Source organism: Sphingomonas sp. jy18 (assembly GCF_056931895.1).
Map to the genome: position 1 here is coordinate 287,797 of NZ_JBXPBT010000003.1, position 20,030 is coordinate 307,826.

At 66.1% G+C, this 20,030-nt stretch carries 23 protein-coding genes; 7 read left to right on the forward strand and 16 right to left on the reverse strand.

Translation table 11 applies throughout. The features are described from left to right. Nucleotides 1–18: 18 nt before the first annotated feature. The 3 genes from AC0QC4_RS09840 to soxR form a co-directional block, all read right to left on the reverse strand. Complete coding sequence (locus AC0QC4_RS09840) at nucleotides 19–456, reverse strand: hypothetical protein (protein ID WP_483659718.1); 438 nt, start codon at nucleotides 454–456, stop codon at nucleotides 19–21. A gap of 112 nt (nucleotides 457–568) precedes the next feature. Next, on the reverse strand, nucleotides 569–1,111 hold the full coding sequence (locus AC0QC4_RS09845; RefSeq protein WP_483659719.1) for a GbsR/MarR family transcriptional regulator: 543 nt from the start codon (nucleotides 1,109–1,111) through the stop codon (nucleotides 569–571). Nucleotides 1,112–1,159: 48 nt separating this feature from the next. Continuing rightward, nucleotides 1,160–1,627 (reverse strand): redox-sensitive transcriptional activator SoxR, encoded by a 468-nt coding sequence (gene soxR, locus AC0QC4_RS09850; protein ID WP_483659720.1) that lies wholly within the window; start codon nucleotides 1,625–1,627, stop codon nucleotides 1,160–1,162. 152 nt (nucleotides 1,628–1,779) lie between these two features. Between soxR and AC0QC4_RS09855 the strand changes: the two genes are divergently transcribed. Continuing rightward, the gene (locus AC0QC4_RS09855; protein ID WP_483659721.1) at nucleotides 1,780–2,160 is read left to right on the forward strand and encodes a VOC family protein; all 381 of its coding nucleotides are present in this window, start codon (nucleotides 1,780–1,782) and stop codon (nucleotides 2,158–2,160) included. A gap of 48 nt (nucleotides 2,161–2,208) precedes the next feature. Here AC0QC4_RS09855 and AC0QC4_RS09860 read toward each other — a convergent pair whose 3' ends face one another. The 6 genes from AC0QC4_RS09860 to AC0QC4_RS09885 all read right to left on the reverse strand — a co-directional run bounded on the left by AC0QC4_RS09860 (nucleotide 2,209) and on the right by AC0QC4_RS09885 (nucleotide 6,822). Beyond that, nucleotides 2,209–3,180 (reverse strand): hypothetical protein, encoded by a 972-nt coding sequence (locus AC0QC4_RS09860; protein WP_483659722.1) that lies wholly within the window; start codon nucleotides 3,178–3,180, stop codon nucleotides 2,209–2,211. A gap of 275 nt (nucleotides 3,181–3,455) precedes the next feature. Then, nucleotides 3,456–4,226, reverse strand: a complete 771-nt coding sequence (gene xth / locus AC0QC4_RS09865; protein WP_483659723.1) for an exodeoxyribonuclease III — start codon at nucleotides 4,224–4,226, stop codon at nucleotides 3,456–3,458. A 44-nt stretch (nucleotides 4,227–4,270) separates the two neighbouring features. Then, nucleotides 4,271–4,615, reverse strand: a complete 345-nt coding sequence (gene erpA / locus AC0QC4_RS09870; protein WP_483659724.1) for an iron-sulfur cluster insertion protein ErpA — start codon at nucleotides 4,613–4,615, stop codon at nucleotides 4,271–4,273. 42 nt (nucleotides 4,616–4,657) lie between these two features. Further along, nucleotides 4,658–5,416, reverse strand: a complete 759-nt coding sequence (locus tag AC0QC4_RS09875; RefSeq protein ID WP_483659725.1) for a M23 family metallopeptidase — start codon at nucleotides 5,414–5,416, stop codon at nucleotides 4,658–4,660. A gap of 122 nt (nucleotides 5,417–5,538) precedes the next feature. Then, nucleotides 5,539–6,333: a ferritin-like domain-containing protein gene (locus AC0QC4_RS09880; protein WP_483659726.1), complete on the reverse strand. Its 795-nt coding sequence runs from the start codon at nucleotides 6,331–6,333 to the stop codon at nucleotides 5,539–5,541. 51 nt (nucleotides 6,334–6,384) lie between these two features. Further along, nucleotides 6,385–6,822 (reverse strand): response regulator, encoded by a 438-nt coding sequence (locus AC0QC4_RS09885; protein ID WP_483659727.1) that lies wholly within the window; start codon nucleotides 6,820–6,822, stop codon nucleotides 6,385–6,387. Between the two features lie 135 nt (nucleotides 6,823–6,957). Between AC0QC4_RS09885 and AC0QC4_RS09890 the strand changes: the two genes are divergently transcribed. The 4 genes from AC0QC4_RS09890 to AC0QC4_RS09905 all read left to right on the forward strand — a co-directional run bounded on the left by AC0QC4_RS09890 (nucleotide 6,958) and on the right by AC0QC4_RS09905 (nucleotide 11,366). After that, nucleotides 6,958–7,866 (forward strand): pseudouridine synthase, encoded by a 909-nt coding sequence (locus AC0QC4_RS09890; RefSeq protein ID WP_483659728.1) that lies wholly within the window; start codon nucleotides 6,958–6,960, stop codon nucleotides 7,864–7,866. An 8-nt stretch (nucleotides 7,867–7,874) separates the two neighbouring features. Beyond that, a complete protein-coding gene (gene rsmD / locus AC0QC4_RS09895) occupies nucleotides 7,875–8,414 on the forward strand; it encodes a 16S rRNA (guanine(966)-N(2))-methyltransferase RsmD (protein WP_483659729.1) in 540 nt (179 codons plus the stop codon). A gap of 85 nt (nucleotides 8,415–8,499) precedes the next feature. Continuing rightward, nucleotides 8,500–10,590: an amidohydrolase family protein gene (locus AC0QC4_RS09900; protein WP_483659730.1), complete on the forward strand. Its 2,091-nt coding sequence runs from the start codon at nucleotides 8,500–8,502 to the stop codon at nucleotides 10,588–10,590. Beyond that, entirely contained in the window at nucleotides 10,587–11,366 is a 780-nt protein-coding gene (locus tag AC0QC4_RS09905; protein WP_483659731.1) for an SDR family NAD(P)-dependent oxidoreductase, read from the forward strand. Before AC0QC4_RS09900 ends, AC0QC4_RS09905 begins: the two co-directional genes overlap by 4 nt. A gap of 6 nt (nucleotides 11,367–11,372) precedes the next feature. On the opposite strand, the gene AC0QC4_RS09910 is transcribed toward AC0QC4_RS09905, so the two are convergent. The 5 genes from AC0QC4_RS09910 to AC0QC4_RS09930 form a co-directional block, all read right to left on the reverse strand. After that, nucleotides 11,373–12,224, reverse strand: coding sequence for a hypothetical protein (locus AC0QC4_RS09910; RefSeq protein ID WP_483659732.1), 852 nt, complete (start codon nucleotides 12,222–12,224; stop codon nucleotides 11,373–11,375). Further along, nucleotides 12,221–14,125 carry a M2 family metallopeptidase gene (locus tag AC0QC4_RS09915; RefSeq protein WP_483659733.1) on the reverse strand — a complete coding sequence of 635 codons (1,905 nt, stop codon included), beginning with the start codon at nucleotides 14,123–14,125 and terminating at the stop codon, nucleotides 12,221–12,223. Before AC0QC4_RS09915 ends, AC0QC4_RS09910 begins: the two co-directional genes overlap by 4 nt. A 97-nt stretch (nucleotides 14,126–14,222) precedes the next feature. Beyond that, the gene (locus AC0QC4_RS09920; RefSeq protein WP_483659734.1) at nucleotides 14,223–14,975 is read right to left on the reverse strand and encodes an alpha/beta fold hydrolase; all 753 of its coding nucleotides are present in this window, start codon (nucleotides 14,973–14,975) and stop codon (nucleotides 14,223–14,225) included. Further along, nucleotides 14,972–16,459 (reverse strand): M28 family peptidase, encoded by a 1,488-nt coding sequence (locus AC0QC4_RS09925; protein ID WP_483659735.1) that lies wholly within the window; start codon nucleotides 16,457–16,459, stop codon nucleotides 14,972–14,974. Before AC0QC4_RS09925 ends, AC0QC4_RS09920 begins: the two co-directional genes overlap by 4 nt. Then, nucleotides 16,456–17,310 carry an HpcH/HpaI aldolase/citrate lyase family protein gene (locus tag AC0QC4_RS09930; RefSeq protein WP_483659736.1) on the reverse strand — a complete coding sequence of 285 codons (855 nt, stop codon included), beginning with the start codon at nucleotides 17,308–17,310 and terminating at the stop codon, nucleotides 16,456–16,458. Before AC0QC4_RS09930 ends, AC0QC4_RS09925 begins: the two co-directional genes overlap by 4 nt. A 130-nt stretch (nucleotides 17,311–17,440) precedes the next feature. Here AC0QC4_RS09930 and AC0QC4_RS09935 point away from each other — a divergent pair, with 130 nt between their 5' ends. Together AC0QC4_RS09935 and AC0QC4_RS09940 are read left to right on the forward strand one after the other, a co-directional pair. Next, nucleotides 17,441–18,346 carry an SPFH domain-containing protein gene (locus AC0QC4_RS09935; RefSeq protein ID WP_483659898.1) on the forward strand — a complete coding sequence of 302 codons (906 nt, stop codon included), beginning with the start codon at nucleotides 17,441–17,443 and terminating at the stop codon, nucleotides 18,344–18,346. Between the two features lie 3 nt (nucleotides 18,347–18,349). Then, on the forward strand, nucleotides 18,350–18,790 hold the full coding sequence (locus AC0QC4_RS09940) for an NfeD family protein (protein WP_483659737.1): 441 nt from the start codon (nucleotides 18,350–18,352) through the stop codon (nucleotides 18,788–18,790). 27 nt (nucleotides 18,791–18,817) lie between these two features. Here the strand turns inward: AC0QC4_RS09940 and AC0QC4_RS09945 are convergent, their stop codons facing one another. Both AC0QC4_RS09945 and AC0QC4_RS09950 read right to left on the reverse strand, forming a co-directional pair. Then, nucleotides 18,818–19,432 (reverse strand): DUF937 domain-containing protein, encoded by a 615-nt coding sequence (locus AC0QC4_RS09945; RefSeq protein ID WP_483659738.1) that lies wholly within the window; start codon nucleotides 19,430–19,432, stop codon nucleotides 18,818–18,820. Nucleotides 19,433–19,582: 150 nt separating this feature from the next. Then, a complete protein-coding gene (locus AC0QC4_RS09950) occupies nucleotides 19,583–20,029 on the reverse strand; it encodes a hypothetical protein (protein WP_483659739.1) in 447 nt (148 codons plus the stop codon). Nucleotide 20,030: the final 1 nt, after the last annotated feature.

The window sequence follows — 20,030 nt, forward strand, 5'->3', positions numbered from 1 at the left end:
ATGTCGGCGGCAGGACGCTCAACCGTGGAAGCTGGTCGCAGGAGTCGGCCGCGCCTTCGCCGCATCGCCCGCAAACACGTCCGGCGCGCCGCCGCTTTGACCGTGGATCCAATCCGCGACCTTCTTCCCATGACGCGTGACCGCGCCCATGTTGAAAAAGTGCATGAAGCCTAGCAGGAGGATGGCGATACCCACATACCAGCCGAGGAAACGCATCAGCCCCTCGACGCTGGCTACAGTGCCCGCTGTGCTCAACGCCAGCGCGATGAAGCCCAGATTGACCAGATAGAAGCCGACCACCAGCAGATGGTTGACCGATGTCGCCAGTTCCTCATCATGCCCGAAACAGCGCACCAGATAGACTTTGCCGTTGGTGGACAGCGTCCAGGCCACCCAGATGGTCATGCCAATCGCGATAGCGAGATAGAGCATGTAGGCGATGGTGGTGATCGTCATAGGCTGTCTCCTTTCGTTAATTCGGTTGTTTCGGTAAATGTCGAAATTGTTTGGCGTGCTCGGGCCGCTGGGCGATGGGCGTGCCCCGGTTGTGGCCAAGTGTGGCGGCCGGTCAGTCCTTGCCCGAACCGGGAACAAAGCGGGCGACCTTTGCCCCCAGCTTCATCAGCGATACCAATGTCGATTTCTTCAGTCCGCGAACCTGGCTGTACCAGTCGGTCAGCGTGGCGATGAACTGGTGCATCGCGCCGATGCGTTCACGCACATGCGCGGGCAAGGCTGCGTTCGCATCCATTCGCGCCTGCAATTCAGCCAGCTTGGCGATTGTCGGGTCGATCTCGCGGCGCTTGCGTTCGGCGGTGATCGCCATGAACAATGTCCACAGGTCGGTCTCTGCCACGAAATGGTCGCGCCGGTCGCCGGGAACGTGAGTCCGGCGGACAATGCCATAGCCCTGCAATTCCTTGAGCGCGGTCGACACGTTAGACCGCGCCAACCCCAAGGCATCGCAGATCGCCTCGGCGTCGAGTGGCACATCGCTGAGGTAAAGCAGCGCATGCACCTGCGCGACCGATCGGTTGGCGCCCCAATGCGTGCCCATCTCCCCCCAGTGGAGGATGAATTCCATCGCTTCAGGATAGCGCTCGACATCCATCGACTCATCCTTTCTTTATTTCTGTTATTTCAGAAATCTTCGCCTCTGTCAATTGCCACAGGTCTCCCCTGCCCGGTCGCCCATGGTGTAGCGCGGCCCGGAGCCACGCAGCGCGGCCCTGTCCGCGGGATTGTACAGCGAACAGCGATCGAGGCTGAGGCAGCCGCAGCCTATGCATCCGTCGAGATTGTCGCGAGTCTGCTCCAGCGTGGCAATCTGCCGGTCAAGTTCTGTCCGCAGCCTGCCGCTGATCGCCGACCAGTCCGCGCGGTTCGGTGTGCGGCCCTGCGGCAATCGAGCCAGTTCGGTCGCGATCGCGTCCAAGCTAAGGCCCAGCCGCTGCGCGATCAGGATGAAGGACAGACGCCGGATTTCGCTACGCGGATAGCGCCGCTGGTTGCCGGAGGTACGCAGCGCGGAAACCAACCCCTTCTCCTCATAAAAGCGGATCGCCGAAACCGCGCATCCGGTCCGCCGGGAGAGATCTCCGATAGGGAGAAGATCGCTGGCTTTCATGACACATAGCCCTCCTCGCCACGCGCATGCGCAGCGGTGGACTGCATCTCATACAAGAGGCTTGACCTCAAGCTGACTTGAGCTTGCATAAGCCCGTCATCGCAACCGAATCGGGCCGCAACCCCGCAGCCCGCAACCACAGGAGGCACGCGATGGCCGCACCGATCATCGAGCACGTCAATCTCACCGTATCCGACAACCGCAGGGCCGCGGCACTGTTTTCCAGCCTGTTCGGCTGGCACGTTCGCTGGGAAGGCCCGGCGCGAGACGGCGGCCATTCGATCCATGTCGGCGATTCGCGATTCTACCTCGCGCTCTACACCCCGCCCGGTGATTGCGGATGCCCCAAGGATTTCGCCAAGGGCGCGCCGCTCAACCATGTCGGGCTGTTGGTCGATGACATCACGGCCGTGAAAGCAGCGGTGGCCGCCGCCGGGTTGGAGCCGTTCAACCATGAACGCTACGAGCCCGGCGAGCGCTTCTACTTCTTCGACTGGGATGGCATCGAATATGAAATCGTGAGCTATGCCTGATCGGTGAGCAGGCCTGTCCCGCCTTCCCCGCAGCCCTCGGTAGCTTGCTCAGCTTCCGGGGAGCGGGGGAAGGTTGGCGGCCAGCCACGCTTCCCAGTCAGGCTGCATCGCACTGACGCTGCGGGGCAGCCCCCCCTTGTCTTCGGCATTGGCCAGCCACTGATCGATAGTTTCACCTCGGCCGAATGCCGCACCGATCCGTCCCAATATTGCCGGATCGCCGCTACGCTCGGCAAGATAGCGAGCGACAATAGCGCCCTGTTCATAATAGCGCACACCGTCGCCAGCGATCCGCTCGGCTTCGGCGCCAGTGCGCAGTACGATGCGGGTACCGGAACTGCCACGCCCGCCCGGCAACTGGTCTGCATCGACCACCGCCCGCGCCAGCTCGGCCAGCGGGTGCGCCGAATCGAAGTAAAGCCGCAGATTGGCGACACCGACGGCCGTGTCGGTCGATGTCGTCGCCGCGACCGGATCGCGTCGATAGCGCGCCCAGAAACCAGTGAGTCGGGTCGCGTAGGATGATGCCGGTTCCATACGCACCGCTGCTGCCTCGTCCAGCCAGTCAGGTCCCGGGCTGCCATAATGACCCCGCGACGATTCCGCACCGGGCCAGAAACTTTGCCGATACCAGATATGGCCGAGCTCGTGCGGGATCACCACGGCGGCGCGCGCTGCCAGGCTCTCAGGGCTGCCGACGTCCGGAATCCGGCTTACCTGACTTTGCACAAGGGCGTCGATCTGCTCCACCGGCAGATTGGCTGCGGCCGCCTGCTGCTCGATGGAGCGTCGCACCGACGCCTCGACCTGCGCCCGATAGGCCGCAGGGGAGAACCAGGGCAGCACGATGGTAAAGCCGGCGGATTTCAAGGCATCTTGCTTGGTCTCATCGAGCACGGTGCCCTCGATCTCGACCACCGCATAGCGCGGGGCTTCCCTCCCCATCGAGTCGCGGAACGCGGCTTCGCCTGCCTCGGCGAAGCCAAGCAGGGCATTCGCCTGCGCTTGATCGGTCGACAAGGCGACCCCGTTGGCCGAGGCTGCGCAGCGGTATCCTTCGCCCACTGCCGCGAGCGCATCCGCACATGCCGCAGCATTCGGTGCGGCTGTAAGCGAGAGGGAGGTCAGAGGAAACAGAAGGGTCCAGACGTACATACTTCACTCCACGGTGCGACTACACACGTAGTCATGACTATGGATGTGGTCGCCGGGTCAAGGCTTGCGACAATACAAAACCGCAATTTTTTGATAGTCGACGGGTACCAGCCAGTCGTCGGCAGAGCGCCCGCGCCCCTTTAGCGCAGTTCCACCCAGGTCGCCGCATGGTCGCTGGCCTTTTCGCGGCCGCGATGGTCCCTGTCGACACCTGCATCGATCATGCGGTCGGCGGCCTGCGGTGACAACAGCAGGTGGTCGATCCGGAACCCGGCATCGCGCTGCCAGGCGCCGGCCTGATAGTCCCAGTAGGTCCAGACGCCACCGGCGGGGCAGCGCGAGCGCAGCGCATCGGTCCAGCTGTCGCCCAGCATCCGGCGATAGGCGGCACGGCTCTCGGGTTGCATCAAGGCGTCGTCGGCCATGGCTGCGGGTTTGAAAATATCGTCGTCATGCGGAATGACATTATAATCGCCCGCGATGATTGCCGGCACTTCCTCGGCCAGCATGGCCTGTCCACGCGCCCTCAGCCGTTCCATCCACGCCAGCTTGTAATCGAATTTCGGGCCCGGCTGAGGATTGCCGTTCGGCAGATAAATGCCCGCGATGCGCAAGCCGAACACGTCCGCCTCGATGTAGCGGCTCTGCACATCCTCCGGATCGCCCGCGAGACCGCGCTGCACCTCGACGGGCTGCTCGCCCCGCGCAAGAATGGCGACGCCGTTGAACCCCTTCTGGCCGTGCCACACACCGCGATAGCCGGCAGCCTCGACATCCGCGATCGGCAGCGTCTCGTCGGACGATTTCAGTTCCTGCAGGCAGACCACATCGGGCTGGGTTTCGGTCAGCCACTCGATAAGGCGCGGCAGGCGGGCCTTGATGCCGTTGACGTTGTAGGTCGCGATTTTCATGGTTTGCTGGCTAGCAGAAATGCCCCCGCATGCCAGCGGCTAACTCAGATCGAGAAGCTCGAGCCGCAGCCGCAGCCCGACGCCGCGTTGGGATTGGTCACTTCGAAACGGGTGCCGCCGAGCGATTCGACAAAATCGACCTGCGCGCCACGCAGCAGATCGAGGCTGATCTCGTCGATGACCAGTTCCACGCCATCGGTGGTGCTGACATGGTCATCGGCCTCGACCGCATCGGCCATGCCGAATTTGTAGGTAAAGCCGGAACAGCCGCCGCCTTCGACCGACAGGCGCAAGCGTGGCGCCTTGTCGAGCTTCACGCCTATCGCACGGACGCGCGCCGCGGCCGAGGGCGTGAGAACAACGGATTCGGAAAGCTGAATTTCGCTCATGTGCCCAAGATAGTGGGCCGCGAGCCCGGCAACAAGCGATGCCTACTCGCGCGGGCCGCCGAGCGCGACATTGCCATGGCCGGCCGCTGCCACCATCACGCCGTCTTCGGCAATGAACGGAATCGGATTGACCGGAGCACCGGCGATGCGGACTTCATAGTGGAGGTGCGGGCCGGTCGAACGGCCGGTGGACCCCATCAGACCGATCAGATCGCCGCGACGAACGCGCTGGCCGGGCTCGACCAGAATCTGCGAAAGATGCCCGTAGCGGGTCTGCAGCGCGTGGCCATGCTCGATTTCGATGTAATTGCCATAGCCGCCGAGACGCTGGGCGCGGCCAACCTGACCGTCAGCGGTCGCATAGATCGGGGTGCCGACCGGACCGGGGATATCGATACCATTGTGGCGGGCACGACGGCCGGTGAACGGATCGCTGCGGTTGCCGAACGAAGAAGTCAGGCTCATCGCATCGACCGGGCGGCGCGACGGCAAGTTGATGGCCTGCGCATCCGGCCCATCCATTTGGCGCCAGGCACTGAACAGCGAACGGAAGCGGGTATCGTTCGACGCGCCGGTCTCGTTGCGACGCTGCAGCGCGGGGTTGAACCGCACCAGCGCCGCCGCACTGGCATCGGCCGCTTCGACCGCGGCAAGAGCGTCAGCCGATTCAATTTCGGTGTCGGGCGAGTCGAGGTCGACCGGGGTTTCTGTGCTGCTGTTGGCAGAGGCGGCGCTGAGACCGGCTACGGCGGCGACGAGAAGAACACTACGCGATACGGTGCGGAAAGAGGTGAGAAACATGCGACCCCGAGACTGGTTCGATGCGCCCGATCCGGTACCGGCAGCGCATCGCAAGTTTATCTTCCTATGGGCCGAACTTTTCCGGTCCCCGCTCGGGAACTTTCATGCGGGTGTGAGATTAATCACGCAACAGCGGCATAATATAAGTGCGTTAAACCGGCTGCCTGACGCGCCGAGTCGTTGAACGGTGGATTAACGGCCCCACGAAAGCCTTGGGAAACGAGCATTTTCCAATGTGCGTGCGATTCGAGGCCGGCCTCGGCGCAGCCATGTTCGAACCAGCGCGTACCCACCGCCACGTGCCGGATCTCATCGGTATAGATGCGGGTCAGGATGCGCGCGCTTGTCGCATCCCCTGCGGCGACGAACCGCTCCACAGTGGCCGGCGTCACGTCCAGCCCGCGAGCTTCCAGCACCATCGGCACGACCGCGAGCCGGGCGAGTGGATCGTGGGCGGTTGCGCGCGCAGATTGCCAAAGGCCGTCATGCGCCGGCAGCGCGCCATAATGGCTGCCGAGTTGCCGCAGCCTGCGGTCCAGGAGCGCGAAATGCATCGCCTCATCCGCTGCTACACTCAGCCAGTCGTCGACGAAGCCACGCGGGAAGTGCGCGCCGAAGCGGCCGGCCATGTCGAGCGCCAGCGCGATCGCTACATATTCGATATGGGCAAGGGCGTGCAGCATGGCGATGCGGTTGCGCTCGGAGCCGATTTTGCCACGCTTCGGCATCTGTCCAGGACCGCGCAGCTCAGGCTCCGCGGGGCGCGCCGGCGTGTCCGGCATCGCTTCATCGAAGCTCCACGCGAGCCGCCCCTGCCGCCAATCGCGCACCAGCGCACGCGTCGCCATGACATGGCGCGCCGGCGCATCGACGGCGAGCACGGTGCGGATGGCATGTGCGAGGGACCTGGGCTCCATGGCAGGCCGTTTGTCCAGCCGCATCCACGATGCAAGCGCAAATCGCGTTGGTCAGGCGTCCACTTGCCGGAACAAGGTCAGCCCCGACGGCAGATCGACCGGGGTCTTGCCCTGAACCATGGCATCCATGGCCGCGAGTGCGCCGACCAGGCTCGCCGCCGAATAGGGTTTGGCGAGACAGGCGTAGGCGAAGGCGCGCGCATCGGCCGGGCATTCCCCGGTCACGAACAGCACCGGAATCGCGCGCTCGGACGCGAGCCGCGCCACCTCTATTCCGTTGATCTCCCCGGCCAGACCGACATCGAGAACGATGGCGTCGACCCGCTCGGGCATGACGTGCGGCAATGCCGCTTCGCCGCGGTCGACCGTCGCGACGACCTGATACCCGGCCTGCCCCAACAGATATTCATTGTCGAAGGCTACCAGCGGCTCATCTTCGACGATCAGCAACCGCTTGATTGCCCTCCGGTTTTTCCTGAACAGGGCCAAGTTTCTCTCGCTTGTGTTGGTGCGGGCCGATCGATCGTTTCGCTCAATACGCTCGCATCGCGCATCGGGTTCCGGCATAGCGCCCAAGCCCGGCATTTTTGCGGCAAGGCGGATACGATACAGGATGGCAAACGCGTGAGCAGAGCTGGCAAGGATACAGGCGGCGAAACCGGGTCAGGCAAACTCAGAGCCCGCACCCCGCGTCGCGCGCCTGCTGCGGGCGCGCCAGCGCGGCCTGCGCGTGCACCAGCCATCAAATCCGCGCCACAGCGCAAACCGGCCACCACAGCGAGCCGCGTCGCGACCGCCCGCGATGACGGGCTGCACCGTATCGCCAAGCTCCTCGCGCGCGCCGGGGTGGCATCACGGCGTGAAATCGAGCGGATGATCGACGATCGCCGGGTCAAGCTCAATGGCGTGCTGGTCGAGACGCCGGCAACGCTTCTAGCCGACCTCGCCGGCGTGACGGTGGACGACAAGCCGGTCGCCGCACCGGAACCGACCCGGCTGTTCCTGTTCCACAAGCCGACGGGGGTGCTGACCGCAGAGCGCGATTTTTCAGGCCGGCCGACAGTCTATTCGGTGCTGCCGGAGGGGTTGCCTCGTCTCGTGCCGGTCGGGCGGCTCGACCTCAATACAGAGGGGCTGCTGCTGCTGACCAACGATGGCGCGCTGAAGCGCGCGCTCGAATTGCCCGCCAGCGGCGTCGAGCGGACATATCGCGCGCGCACCTTCGGCAACGTCACCCAGGCGATGCTCGAGGATCTGGCCGAGGGCATCACCATCGACGGGGTGCGCTATGGGCGGATCGACGCCAATCTGGAGCGCAGCACCGGGCGCAACGTCTGGATCGAGCTGACGCTGACCGAAGGCAAGAATCGCGAGGTCCGGCGCGTGCTCGAGCATCTGGGCCTGCAGGTATCCCGCCTGATCCGGACCCGTTACGGGCCGTTCGTCCTCGGCAACGCGCCGGTGCGGGCGATCGAGGAGGTGCGCGGCGGCGAGGTGGCCAAGCTCAAGCGCGGCCTCAATCTGGACGGCTGAGCGGCGCCATGCGGATCATATCGGGAGGATGGCGCGGGCGGCGGCTGACTGCGCCAGAGGGCCAGGCGACGCGACCGACGGCAGACCGGGCCCGCGAGACGCTGTTTTCCATGCTGACCAGCCGGCTGGGCGGTTTCAGCGGGCTGCGGGTCGCCGACCTGTTCGCCGGATCCGGAGCCCTGGGTTTCGAGGCGCTGTCGCGCGGTGCGGCGAGTTGCGTGTTCGTGGAGCAGGACCGGGCGGCCATTGCGGCGATCCGCGCCAATGCCGCCGCTTTGCATGCCATCGATGTCGATGTGCGCCAGCAGTCGGTGCAGACGCTTGGCCAGGCCCCTGCCCCGTTCGATCTGCTGTTCCTCGACCCGCCCTATGGCGCCATCGACCTGGGGCCGGTCCTGATGCGACTGATCGATCAGGGCTGGGCGATCCCGGGTTGCATGATCAGCGTCGAGACGGCCGCCGGTGCGCAGATATCCTGCGATGGCATGAGGCCGCTGGTCAGCCGCAAGGTCGGTAAGGCAGAACTGCACCTGCTGACCGTCGATTGAGCCGGCATATTCCGTTGGTACTTGCCAACGCCTCGCCATCGCTGTCACTCTCCCCGTCGGTACCAATACCGAGGGGGAAGTTATCATGCGTCTGACCTGTCTTGCCGCCCTGCTTCTGGCCAGCACATCGCTGTCCGCGGCAGCCCATGACAACCATGGCGATGCGCCGGCGGCCGCCGCTGCACCGGCAGCACCCGATGGCGCAACCCCGGTCGACCAACTGGCCCCGGTTCCGGCCACGGCGCAGCGCTATGTGCTGGTGTCGACAGCCGGCGAACATGGCCGCTCCGCGCGCTGGCAGGATGCCGACGGCCGTACCTGGTTTCGCGAATCGATGAACCTGCGCGGCCAGATTTTCGAACAGGATGCGGTTGTCGCCAATGCGCCGAGCGGACTGACCCAGTCGATCGTCGTGCGCGGCTTTACCCCCAGCGGCAATGCGGCGGAAAGCTTCACCGTGGCAGACGGCATGGCGCGCTGGCAGAGCCCGGTCGACCGTGGCGAAACCGCAGCCGAGCAGCGGCGCGCTTACGCCAATTTCGGCGGGCCGTTCCTGCTCAGCGCCGATTTTGCCGAGCGGGTCATGGCAGAGCCCGGCCACCGCATGCCCCTCTACCCTTCGGGCGAAGCGCGGATGGAGCAGATTGCCACCGCCACCATCGGCGAAGGCGCAGCCGCGCGCGAGATCCAGCTCTGGACGATCGGCGGGCTCGGCCTTTCCCCCTTTCCGGTGTGGATGGACGGCGGCAAATTCTACGCCTTCGTCTCGTGGGTCTCGATCATGCCGGAGGGCGCAACCGGCGACATGACCCGTCTGCAGCAGATCCAGGACGAGGCGCTGGCGCGGCGCAACCCGATGTTCGTCGACCGCTTCGGCCAGCTGCCGGGCGTCCCCGTCGCATTCGAGCATGTCCGCCTGTACGACAGCGAGGAAGCGGTGTTCCGCGACGACATGACCGTGGTCAGCGACGGGCGCCTGATCTCCGCTGTCGGGCCTAGCGCCACCACGGCGGTGCCCGCCAATGCCCGCCGCATCGACGGACGCGGCAAGACGCTGGTGCCCGGCCTGTGGGACGCGCACATGCATTTCGGCGACGATGCATCGGGGCCGATGCTGCTCTCGCTGGGCGTCACCTCGGCCCGCGATCCCGGTGCCGATGTCGAGCCGGCGCGCGCGCGGCTCAACCGTATCGCCACCGGCCAGTTGCTCGCGCCGACCCTGTTCACGTCGGTGCTGATCGACGGCGCCGGACCGCTGGCGGCGCAGGGCGGCGTGACCGTCAATTCTGCCGAAGAAACAGTGGCCGCGGTGCAGCAGGCGCATGAGGGCGGGTTCAGGGCGATCAAATTCTATACCTCGATGCGGCCCGACTGGCTGCGGGCCGGCATAATCGAGGCGCACCGGCTGGGCATGCATGTTCATGGCCATGTGCCCGCGACAATGCGCGCGCTCGACGCGATCGATGCGGGCTATGACGAAATCACCCACATCAACATGCTGGCGATGCAGGCGATGCCCGACGAGGTCGTCAATGTGTCCAACGGCTTTGCCCGCTTCTCCGGCCCCGGCCGCTATGCGCGCAGCATCGACCTCGATGCCCCGCCGATGACGACATTGATCGCACGGATGGTCAACGACCGCATCGTCAGCGATCCGACGCTGGTGGTGTTCGAAGGCATGCTGGCCGGCGAAGCGGGCGTGGTCTCTCCCGCCTATGCGCCGTTCAGCGGGACGATGCCGCCGAGTGTCGAGCGCGGTTTCCTGTCGGGCGGATTCGCCCCCCCGCCGGACCTGACCCGCGCCGATTATCGCGCGAGCTTCCGCAAGCTGGTCGATCTGGTCGGCCGGATGAACCAGGCGGGCGTGTTGCTCGTCGCCGGCACCGATGGCTCTGGCCTCGAGCTGGTGCGGGAATTGGAGCTTTATGTCGAGGCTGGCATGAGCACGGCGCAGGCGCTGCAGACCGCGACATTGCGCCCGGCCCGTCTGGTCGGCGCGGACCAGCAGACCGGATCGATCCATGTCGGCAAGGAAGCGGACATGGTGCTGGTCGATGGTGACGTCTCGACCGAGATCGGCGCGCTGCGCCGCACCGTCTGGGTGATGACCGACGGCCGGCTGATCGATGCCGATGCGCTGCGTGAGGCGGTCGGGTTCAGCGGACGGCCACGGTGAGCAGCACGCTCAGCCGCTCTATCGCCGGACGCGTCGCCATCGTCACCGGTGGGGCATCCGGCATGGGGCGGGCGACGGCGCGGCTGTTTGCCAGCGAGGGCGCGCGCGTGGCGCTGGTCGACCGGGATGGCGCGGCGTGCGACGCGGTTGCGGCGGAGATCGCGGCGGCGGGGCACGAGGGATGCCGAGCCTATGCGCTCGATGTCGCCGACCATGCGGCGATCCGCGCCACCGTCGCTGCAATCGGGGCGGACTTCGGAGCAATCGACATCATCGTCAACAATGCCGGGGTATCGAGCTTCGCGCCGCTCGATGCCGGAGACGAATATGATGCGATCTGGGACCGGGCGCTGGCGGTGATGCTGACCGCGCACCAGCGGATCGTCCGGGCCGCCCTGCCCCTGCTCCGGCAAAGCGATGCCGCCCGCATCGTCAACATCGCCTCGACCGAAGGGCTGGGCGCGACGCCGGGGGACACGCCCTATGTCGCGGCCAAGACTGGCGTCACCGGCCTGACGCGCGGGCTGGCGGTCGATCTGGGGCCGGAGGGGATCACCGTCAACTGCATCTGCCCCGGCCCGATCAACACCGCGATGACCGATACGGTGGCGGACGAGCACAAGACCATCTTCGCCAAGCGCCGCACCGCGCTGCGCCGCTATGGCGAGCCGGAGGAGGTGGCGCATGTGACGCTGAGCCTGTGCCTGCCGGCAGCGAGCTACATCACCGGCGCGGTGATCCCGGTGGATGGGGGGTTGATGGCGCGCAATGCGTGAGCCAAGTCAATTCTGCAAAGGGCGACGCGCTAAACATGCATCGGCTGCGTCAAGAATAGGCCCGACATAGCGCAACATCGCAAACTGGTTGCCGCTTAACTCGACGGTTCCATCACGCGTTTGGATTGTGAGCGTATCGCGTCGATCCGACTCGCTGAAGTACCGCGTTTGCTCTTGATCTCGACCGACAGATGGAAGATCGATCGTGAGAGAAATGCGCCTGCCTTCGAGGTCGCGGATGTGGCGGCGCATGGTTGGGCAGTCGGCCGAAGACACCGTCCGCGTCGAGACATGCTGTCGTAACATGGGCAACGGATCGGCTAGCAAGGCAAAGGCGTCATCAGCCGGGCTTACCAAGTCAAATTCTGATAATTGGTCAGGCGAGATTCCTGCCGCTTTGAGGCCATCTATGACCCTGCGGGCATCAAAAGACTGCCTTGCAAATCGACCGATGACGTCTTCGTTCCCCAGAACGGCAGGCTGCATGAACGCATTCTGCAGGACGTAAATGCAGCCATTGTGCTCGTTGGGTTCAAATTCACCACTGCTCGGTTGGGGGCACCAGGTCGCAATCTCTCCGACCAATTCCAACCCGCCCAAGCTGTATTTCTCGAAGCGATGAAAAGCCACATGCTCCCGACGGAGACCGGCGCGCTCCTCCGGCTGCGCAACTTTCTCTCTAATTATGTCGGCGCGACGGTAATTCAGCCAATTGAAATACATTCGGAACAGTAAACGGACATCATATCCGTCAATTTGCTCCGGCAAAAAGTCGAAAAACCATGGCGGTGGGGGAGGCGGCGGAGCGGACGCGGCGCTGGTCGCGCAGAGCGCCAGCAGCGCCGCTGCCCATCTCACCACCCGCAGCTCCGTCCCCGGTTCTGCTCGCGCAGCCAGGTCAGCAGCGGCTGAAAATAATTGACCATCGCCTGCCCGCTCATCTCGCGGCTGCCGGTGAAGGCTTCGAGTGCGTCGGGCCAGGGGCGGCTCGCGCCCATTTCGAGCATCGCGTTGAGGCGGGTGCCTACTTCCTCGTTACCGTAGAAGGAGCAGCGGTGCAGCGGCCCTTCCCAGCCCGCGGCCTTGCAGGCTGCTTCATAGAATTGGAACTGGAGGATGCGGGCGAGGAAGTAGCGGTTGTAGGGCACGCTCGCAGGAATGTGGTATTTCGCGCCGGGGTCGAACGCATCGGCCGGCCGCTCGCCCGGCGGGGTGATGCCCTGATACTGCAGGCGCAGCGCATTCCATGCCTGATTGTATCCGGCGGGGCGGATCTGGCCAGAGAACACGCCCCAGCGCCAGCGGTCCATCATCAGGCCGAAGGGCAGGAAGGCGACCTTGTCCATCGCCTGACGCAGCAGCAGACCGATGTCGCGATCCGGACCGGGCACATTGGCGCGATCGAGCAGGCCGATCTCGACCAGATAATCGGGCGTGATGGAGAGCGCGATCATGTCGCCGATGGCTTCATGGAAGCCATCGTTCGCGCCGTTGAGGTGGAGGTAGCTCTGCCGGTTGTAGGCGCGCTGATAATAATTGTGGCCAAGCTCATGGTGGATGGTGACGAAATCGTCGCCATTGATCTTGATGCACATTTTGATCCTGAGATCGTCGACATTGTCGACATCCCAGGCGGACGCGTGGCAGATCACCTCGCGGTCAGCCGGCTTGGTGAATTGCGAGCGCTGCCAGAAAGTGTCGGGCAGCGGCGCGAAGCCGAGCGAGGAGAAGAAGCCCTCGCCCGCACGGACCATGCGCTGCGCGTCGTAATTTTGCGCGACGAGCAGCTCGGTGACGTCATAGCCGATCTCGCCCGTGCCGGGAGGCGCTACGATATCGTAGATATTGCCCCATTCCTGCGCCCACATGTTGCCGAGCAGGTCGGCGCGGATCGGGCCGGTGGCGGGCTGCACCTCGTCACCATAGCGGGCGTTGAGGCCGGCGCGGACGAAGCAATGCAGCTCGTCATAAAGCGGCTTCACCTCTGCCCACAGGCGATCGGTCAGGCGGGCGAATTCCTCGGGCGGCATGTCGTAGTTCGAGCGCCACAGCGCGCCGACATCGGCAAAGCCCAGCTCGCGGGCACCACGATTGGCGATCTCGACCATCTGCGCATAGTCGGTGCCCATGCCGCCACCGACATTGTTGTGCCAGCTCGTCCACATCTCCTCAAGCTCGTCGGGGTTGCGGTTGGTACCCATCGCTTCCTCGATGTCCGAGCCGGAGATGGGCGCCCCTCGCAACGTACCGCGACCGGCGCCGTAGCGCGACTGCATGCCGGTAACCAGCGTCGCCAGCTGATCGGCCGCGCCCTCGGTGGTCGGCGCGGGCAAGACGATGCCGGTGCGCAGGATGGTGAGCTTGCGCCGCACCTCGTCGCTGAGGCCGGGAACCTCGGCATAACGAGCGGCTTCGAGCGCGAGGCGCACGGAAAGCTCGGTGCCCTCTGCCCCGGCCGCAGCGTTCAGCGCCTCGGTATCCGGCGTGATGTAGGTCTCATACACCCAGGCAACCCGCTGGGCGCGGTTCGAATAAGCGAGCAGCTGCGCTTCGGCATCGGCCACAAAGCGTTCGACCTCGGCGATGGTCGGTTGCGGGGCGGCGCGCGCAGAACCGGAGGCCTGTGCAGCAGCGGCGACCATGGGCGCGAGGGCAGCGGGCGCAGCCTCCTCCTCGGCATGCGCGGCTGTGGCCAGCGCCAGCGGGGAGACAGCGAAGGCCAGCGCCGCAACCGCGCGGGACAGACGGGTGGCAATCATGACATACCCTCTCTCAAGCAAGATTCTTGCGCAGGAGAGTGGAACGCAGGCGAGTGCGGGTCAAGCCGGATTCCCCGTCGCGACTGCGGGACAGGGGTCAGCCGCTCAAGAATTCCGCGATCGCCTGCCCCATCGCCGCTTCGGTGACACTGGACATGTGCGTTCCCGGCACTTCGGCCAGACGGGCGTCCGGCAAGGCGTCGCGCAGGCGGGCAGCGGAGCCATTATCCTGGTCTGCCTCTCCGCAGACCAGCAAGGTCGGCATCGTCACCGCCGACAATGCCTCGGGCGGCGTGTCGGTGAAGGTGCGCAGCAGATGGCCGGCGGCGACACGATCGACCTTCATCGTCTTCATGAACTGGATCGCCATCCAGCTATCGTCGCCGCGCCGCGCCGTCTCGAACTCGGCGATGGCGCGCTGGAAAAAGGCGCTGCGCCTGGTCCAGCCAGCCAGCCCCTCCAGCCCCATGCCGCCCAGCACCAGCCGGCGCGGCTGCAGCCCGCCGATGACGGCGCGGACACTGGTGCGCGAGCCCAGTGAAAAGCCGACCAGATCGAACGTGGCAAGCCCGAGATGCGCGACCAGCTCCGCCGCATCGCGGGCGAGGACGTCATCGGGATAGGCAGCGGGATCGTGCGGGGCATCGCTATCCCCGTGCGCGCGCAAGTCGGCCACGATTGCGCAAAAACCGGCATCGACCAGCTTTTGCGCATGGCCGAACTTGATCCAGTTGACCGTGCCGTTGGAAAACAGCCCGTGCAGCATCACCACCGGCCTGCCCTGCCCCATCGCGCGATAGGCGAGGCGGGTGCCGTCGGAGGCAGTGAAAAACTGCGGCGCGGTGTTCAAGGGCGTGCGCCCGGCCACGCCGTTACGCTGCCGAAGTGGCGGACCAGCGCGACGTGGAGATCGGCATCGTCAGCCGCGCCGCCGAGCGGCAGCGCGTCGGTCAGCTCGTCGTCCGGGCCGTGGTAGCTGCCGCCGAGGAATGTCTGCAGCAGCGGCATATCGGCAAAGCTGCCTCCGGCCATGATCGAAGGGACCCCGGCCTGGGTCAGCGCCCAGCCGTCCTGTCGCTGGATGAAGGCGTTGGCTTCCAGATCGCTGTCGATGGCGCGGCCGAGCTGGCCGGCCACCGCATCGACGCCGGCTTCAAGCGGCGTGGTGCCGCGCCCGACCATCGCCATCGGCGCGCCGCGCGGGGCGATGGCGACCGTATCGATGTTGAGATTGACGATGATGTCGGTGAGCGGCAGCGTCGGCTGCGCGACAAAATGATAGGCGCCGAGCAAGCCCTGTTCTTCCGCCGTGGTGGCGATGATGACGGTGTCGCGATCGGGGCGCGGGCCCGCGCCGATGCGACGGGCGGCCTCGAGGATGACGGCAATGCCGCTGGCATTATCCACTGCGCCATTGCAGATGCGGTCTTCGGCGCCCTCCGGACGGCACAGGCCGACATGGTCCCAATGGCCCATCACCGAGACCGCGCCGCTGCCGTTGCGGGTGCCCGGCAGCCTGGCGACGACATTGTAGCTGTTGAAGGCCCGGCGAACGCTGCTTGCCGAGAGCGTGCCGGTGACGCCGAGCGGCTGGCCGGCGTAATCGGCGGCAGCGGCGGCGGCGCGGACCGCCGCCGGATCGAGTCCGCCGGCGCGCAGCAGCGTGTCGGCGGCCTCGCCGGACAGCACGCCTTCGATTGCGGCGCGGCTGGCCCGGCTTTGCAGCTGCATGCGCGGGGTGGTGAAGCTGCCCGACAATGCCGCGAAGGGGACGGTCGTTTCGGGTACGATCAGCGTCGCGCTGGCCCCGGCCGCGATCAGCGCGGCCTGGCGTTCGCGCAGGTTGAGTTGGCGCTCACCGCTGCGATCGCGCAGCAGCACCAATGCGATCTTGCCGCGCACGTCGGCAGTGACGCGCCCCTCCCCATCGACACCATGGCCGACGAAGACCAGCGGCTGATCGGCCAGTCGCGCTTCGCCGCCCTGCGGGCTGCGCAGGCGGATGTCGGCAATGGCGACGGCACGGCCACGCGCATCGGCAAACGCGGCCCGGCCGGTGCTGTTGTGCAGTTCCACCAGCGGCACCGCCTGATAGAAGCTGCCATCCGCTGCCCCGCCGACAAAGCCGTAGCTGGCCAGCTTCGTGGCGATATAGTGGGCGGTCAGCGTCTCGCCGGCCGTTCCGGGGTAACGCCCGCCGAACCCGTCGTCGGCGAGCACGGCGATATGGGCGCGCAGTTCCGCCTCGGTCACCGGGCCGGGGGCAGTCTGGGCAAAGCTGGTGGACGACAGGGCGAGCGCTGCAGTGGCAGCGAAGAGGATGTGCTTGATCATGGCCGCGTCATGCCGCTGCGCCGCGCCGCACGCAATGCCTCTCGCTCGATCAGCGCGCGCGCTGCTGCAACATGCATGTCCTCGACCATCGCACCGTCGTGCCGCTCGGCCCCGCTGGTCGACGCAGCGACCAGCGCGCGGGCTGCCGCAAGCGCCGCCGGCGACGGCGCAAAGGCGCTGTTGCAAAGATCGACCTGAGACGGGTGGATGAGCGTCTTGCCATCGAACCCGAGACGATGGCCGTCCGCCGCCTCTGCGGCAAAGGTCTCCGGTTGGTCGATCAGGTTGCAGACGCCGTCATAGGCCAGCTTGCCCGTCGCGCGTGCGGCAAGGACGATGGTCTGGATCGCATGGCTCATGGCGCTGCGATCGCGCCCGTCTGGCAGGCGCAAGGCATGGGCCAGATCGTTGAGGCCGGCAATCAGGCCGGTGACGCGCGGATGGGCGGCGATTGCGCGACAATCGAAAATGGCCGCCGGCGTCTCGATCATGGCGAGCAGTGGCAGCGAGGCAGGCACGGCGAGCGCATCGAGCTCTGCCGGGCTGTCGACCTTGGGCAGCACGACAGAATCGGGCGCGATGTCGTCCAGCAGCGCGATGTCCTCGGCGTGATGCGAGCTGCCGGCCGTGTTGATGCGGATGGCGACCAGCTTGCCGGGATAGCCCGCCGCGACCGCCGCTTTCGCGCCTGCCCTCGCTTCCGCCTTCAGCGCGGCAGGCACGGCATCCTCAAGATCGATGATCAGCATGTCGGCGGCCAGACCATGCGCCTTTTCCAGCGCCCGGGCCTTGTGACCTGGGACATAGAGCAACGACACGGGTGGCGGCAGGAAGGCATCGGGCATGGACATGCTTTCGGCTTGCAGCACGGCGCGGCGCGCCTAAACTGCCGGTCGGAACGGGATCACAGGGAGGCAAACCGTGGAATTCTTCTGGCTTATCGTAGTGCTGGCCATCGTCTTCCTCTTTTCGTCGGTCAAGATGGTCCGGCAGGGGTATAATTACACGATCGAACGGTTCGGCCGCTACACCAAGACCGCCGCGCCGGGGCTCACCATCATCGTGCCGTTCTTCGAAAGGGTCGGCCGCAAGGTCAACATGATGGAGCAGGTTCTGGACATTCCGGGACAGGAAATCATCACCCGCGACAACGCCATGGTAGGGGTCGACGCGGTGGTGTTCTTCCAGGTGCTCGACGCGGCCAAAGCAGCCTATGAGGTGAGCGACGTCTATCTCGCGATCATGCAGATCACCACCACCAACCTGCGTACGGTGATGGGCTCGATGGACCTCGACGAGACGCTGTCGAAGCGTGACGACATCAACGCACGGCTGCTCTCGGTGGTCGATCATGCAACCACTCCATGGGGCGTCAAGATCACGCGCGTCGAGATCAAGGACATCCGCCCGCCGCAGGATATTTCCAACGCCATGGCCCGCCAGATGAAGGCCGAGCGCGAGAAGCGCGCCTCGATCCTGGAAGCCGAAGGCCTGCGCGCGTCGGAAATCCTGCGCGCGGAGGGCGAGAAGCAGGCGCAGATCCTGCAGGCCGAGGGCCGGCGCGAAGCCGCCTTCCGCGACGCCGAGGCCCGCGAACGCGAGGCGGAGGCCGAGGCCAAGGCAACGCAGATGGTGTCGGACGCCATCGCCAGCGGCAACGCCCAGGCCATCAATTATTTCATTGCGCAGAAATATGTCGAGGCTGTCGGCCAGTTCGCCACCTCGCCCAACGCCAAGACCATCCTGTTCCCGGTAGAGGCCACCCAGCTGATCGGCACCCTGGGCGGCATCGGCGAGCTGGCGAAGGATGCGCTGGGCGGCCCTTCCACCCCGCCGCCGGCCCCGCGCCCTGCGCCGCGCCGACCTGGTCCGTTCGAGGGAGCATAAGCCATGCTCCCCGAGTTTCTGCAGAACCACCCAACCGCCTGGCTCAGCATCGGCATCGTACTGTGCATCGCCGAGATGATCGTGCCGGGTGTGTTCCTGATGTGGCTGGGCATCGCCGCATTGCTGACCGGGGTGGTGGTGTTCATCCTCCCCATTCCGCTCGCCGCGCAACTGCTGTTGTTCGCGGTGCTATCCGTGGCGACCGTCTATGCCGGGCGGCGCTGGTCGGGCAGTCGGGAAATTCCGAGCGACGATCCGCTGCTCAATGACCGGCTGGCGCGGCTGGTGGGCGAACCGGTGGTGGTCGAGGAAGCGATTGTCGGCGGTCGCGGACGGGTGCGCGTCGGCGACGGGGTCTGGCCCGCAACCGGCGCGGACGCCGCTGCCGGTACACGGCTGACCGTCACCGGTGCAGCCAATGGCGTGCTGACCGTCGGCCCCTGACACCGCGCCCTGAACGGGCCGCAGGCTTCAGCGGGTCAGCCGGCCGGCCATGCCGATCAGGTCGTTGAGCGGATTGCCGTCGCCATCCATGTCGAGCATGCCGGCAAGACCACCGGCGCGCTGCCCGCCCGTCGCTGGCGCCGCCGCGCTGCCGCCGCCAAGCACCGATCCCAGCACCTGGCCGAGCATGCCGCCCATCGGCCCGGCCGCGGCCGGCGCACCACCACCGCTCTCACCGCCGCGCTGGGTCGCCATATAGCCGGCAACCAGCATCGCCACGACGGGCAGCAGCTTCTTGAGCGTATCGGCACTGATTCCCGATTGTGCGGACGCGGCAGCCGCGACCTGACGGCTGACATCCTTGCTGCCGAAGATGGTGCCAAGGATCGAGTTGCCCTGATCGACCGGCGTCGGCTGCGCCCCGACCACCGCGTCGAGCAGGCCGCCGCCGCCCATCTGTCCAAGGATCGCGCCGAAGCCATCGAGCCCGCCTGGCGCAGCCTGCGCCTGCGATTTGAAACCGCCGAGGATCGAGGGCAACAGCGCGGCGGCCCCGGCCGAAGCAGTTGCAGGGTCGATGCCCAATTCGCGCGCCGCTGATTCCAGCGCGCCCGACTGCGCCAGCATGCCTGCAATATCCATGTCGTCCCTCTCCCCAAGCCGCGGCGGCCGGGCCTGTCCGGCACACGCCTGCAACGGCAACCGATTGTTACCAGCATGGTGCGGCTTGGCAACGACTCTCACCAAGGCCGCCGTTGCCGTGGGGACCATAGGGTCCAGTCCTGCCGCTTCCTATGCAGGCCAGTCTCCCAGATCGGGCATGACCAGACTCCGCCGCGCGTCGACCGAGAATAGCCGCTCGCGTGAATAGAGGGTCAGCGGCCAATCGCGCCGACCGATCTCCGACGCCAGCAAAGCATTGACCCGCGCGAGCAGGCTCCGCTCAGTCGCCCGCGCCAGCCAGGCGCGCACCGCCGCGATGTACAGCTGGGTGATCGTCTCGTGATAGCCCTGCCGGTCGTCGTTCACGCCGCCGACCGCGACGTTGTAGCTGCGAATTATGTCCGGCAACGCGCGCGGCACATCGATGTCGGTACGCTCGGTCAGCAACCAGCAGCAAGCGGCGAGATGCGCCTCATGCGTCCATTCGGGGCGTGGCAGGCTATGGTCGAGCAAGCCGCTGCCGACGCGGCGCACGGCAGCGTCGTCGGCAAAGGGGCGGATGGGGTGGTCGGTCATG

Coding starts and splice junctions, on each gene's coding strand:
- AC0QC4_RS09840 (WP_483659718.1), bottom strand. CDS start 456: ATGACGATCACCACCATCGCCTACATGCTCTATCTCGCTATCGCGATT.
- AC0QC4_RS09845 (WP_483659719.1), bottom strand. CDS start 1,111: ATGGATGTCGAGCGCTATCCTGAAGCGATGGAATTCATCCTCCACTGG.
- soxR (WP_483659720.1), bottom strand. CDS start 1,627: ATGAAAGCCAGCGATCTTCTCCCTATCGGAGATCTCTCCCGGCGGACC.
- AC0QC4_RS09855 (WP_483659721.1), top strand. CDS start 1,780: ATGGCCGCACCGATCATCGAGCACGTCAATCTCACCGTATCCGACAAC.
- xth (WP_483659723.1), bottom strand. CDS start 4,226: ATGAAAATCGCGACCTACAACGTCAACGGCATCAAGGCCCGCCTGCCG.
- erpA (WP_483659724.1), bottom strand. CDS start 4,615: ATGAGCGAAATTCAGCTTTCCGAATCCGTTGTTCTCACGCCCTCGGCC.
- AC0QC4_RS09875 (WP_483659725.1), bottom strand. CDS start 5,416: ATGTTTCTCACCTCTTTCCGCACCGTATCGCGTAGTGTTCTTCTCGTC.
- AC0QC4_RS09880 (WP_483659726.1), bottom strand. CDS start 6,333: ATGGAGCCCAGGTCCCTCGCACATGCCATCCGCACCGTGCTCGCCGTC.
- rsmD (WP_483659729.1), top strand. CDS start 7,875: ATGCGGATCATATCGGGAGGATGGCGCGGGCGGCGGCTGACTGCGCCA.
- AC0QC4_RS09900 (WP_483659730.1), top strand. CDS start 8,500: ATGCGTCTGACCTGTCTTGCCGCCCTGCTTCTGGCCAGCACATCGCTG.
- AC0QC4_RS09915 (WP_483659733.1), bottom strand. CDS start 14,125: ATGATTGCCACCCGTCTGTCCCGCGCGGTTGCGGCGCTGGCCTTCGCT.
- AC0QC4_RS09925 (WP_483659735.1), bottom strand. CDS start 16,459: ATGATCAAGCACATCCTCTTCGCTGCCACTGCAGCGCTCGCCCTGTCG.
- AC0QC4_RS09930 (WP_483659736.1), bottom strand. CDS start 17,310: ATGTCCATGCCCGATGCCTTCCTGCCGCCACCCGTGTCGTTGCTCTAT.
- AC0QC4_RS09935 (WP_483659898.1), top strand. CDS start 17,441: ATGGTCCGGCAGGGGTATAATTACACGATCGAACGGTTCGGCCGCTAC.
- AC0QC4_RS09940 (WP_483659737.1), top strand. CDS start 18,350: ATGCTCCCCGAGTTTCTGCAGAACCACCCAACCGCCTGGCTCAGCATC.
- AC0QC4_RS09945 (WP_483659738.1), bottom strand. CDS start 19,432: ATGGATATTGCAGGCATGCTGGCGCAGTCGGGCGCGCTGGAATCAGCG.
- AC0QC4_RS09950 (WP_483659739.1), bottom strand. CDS start 20,029: ATGACCGACCACCCCATCCGCCCCTTTGCCGACGACGCTGCCGTGCGC.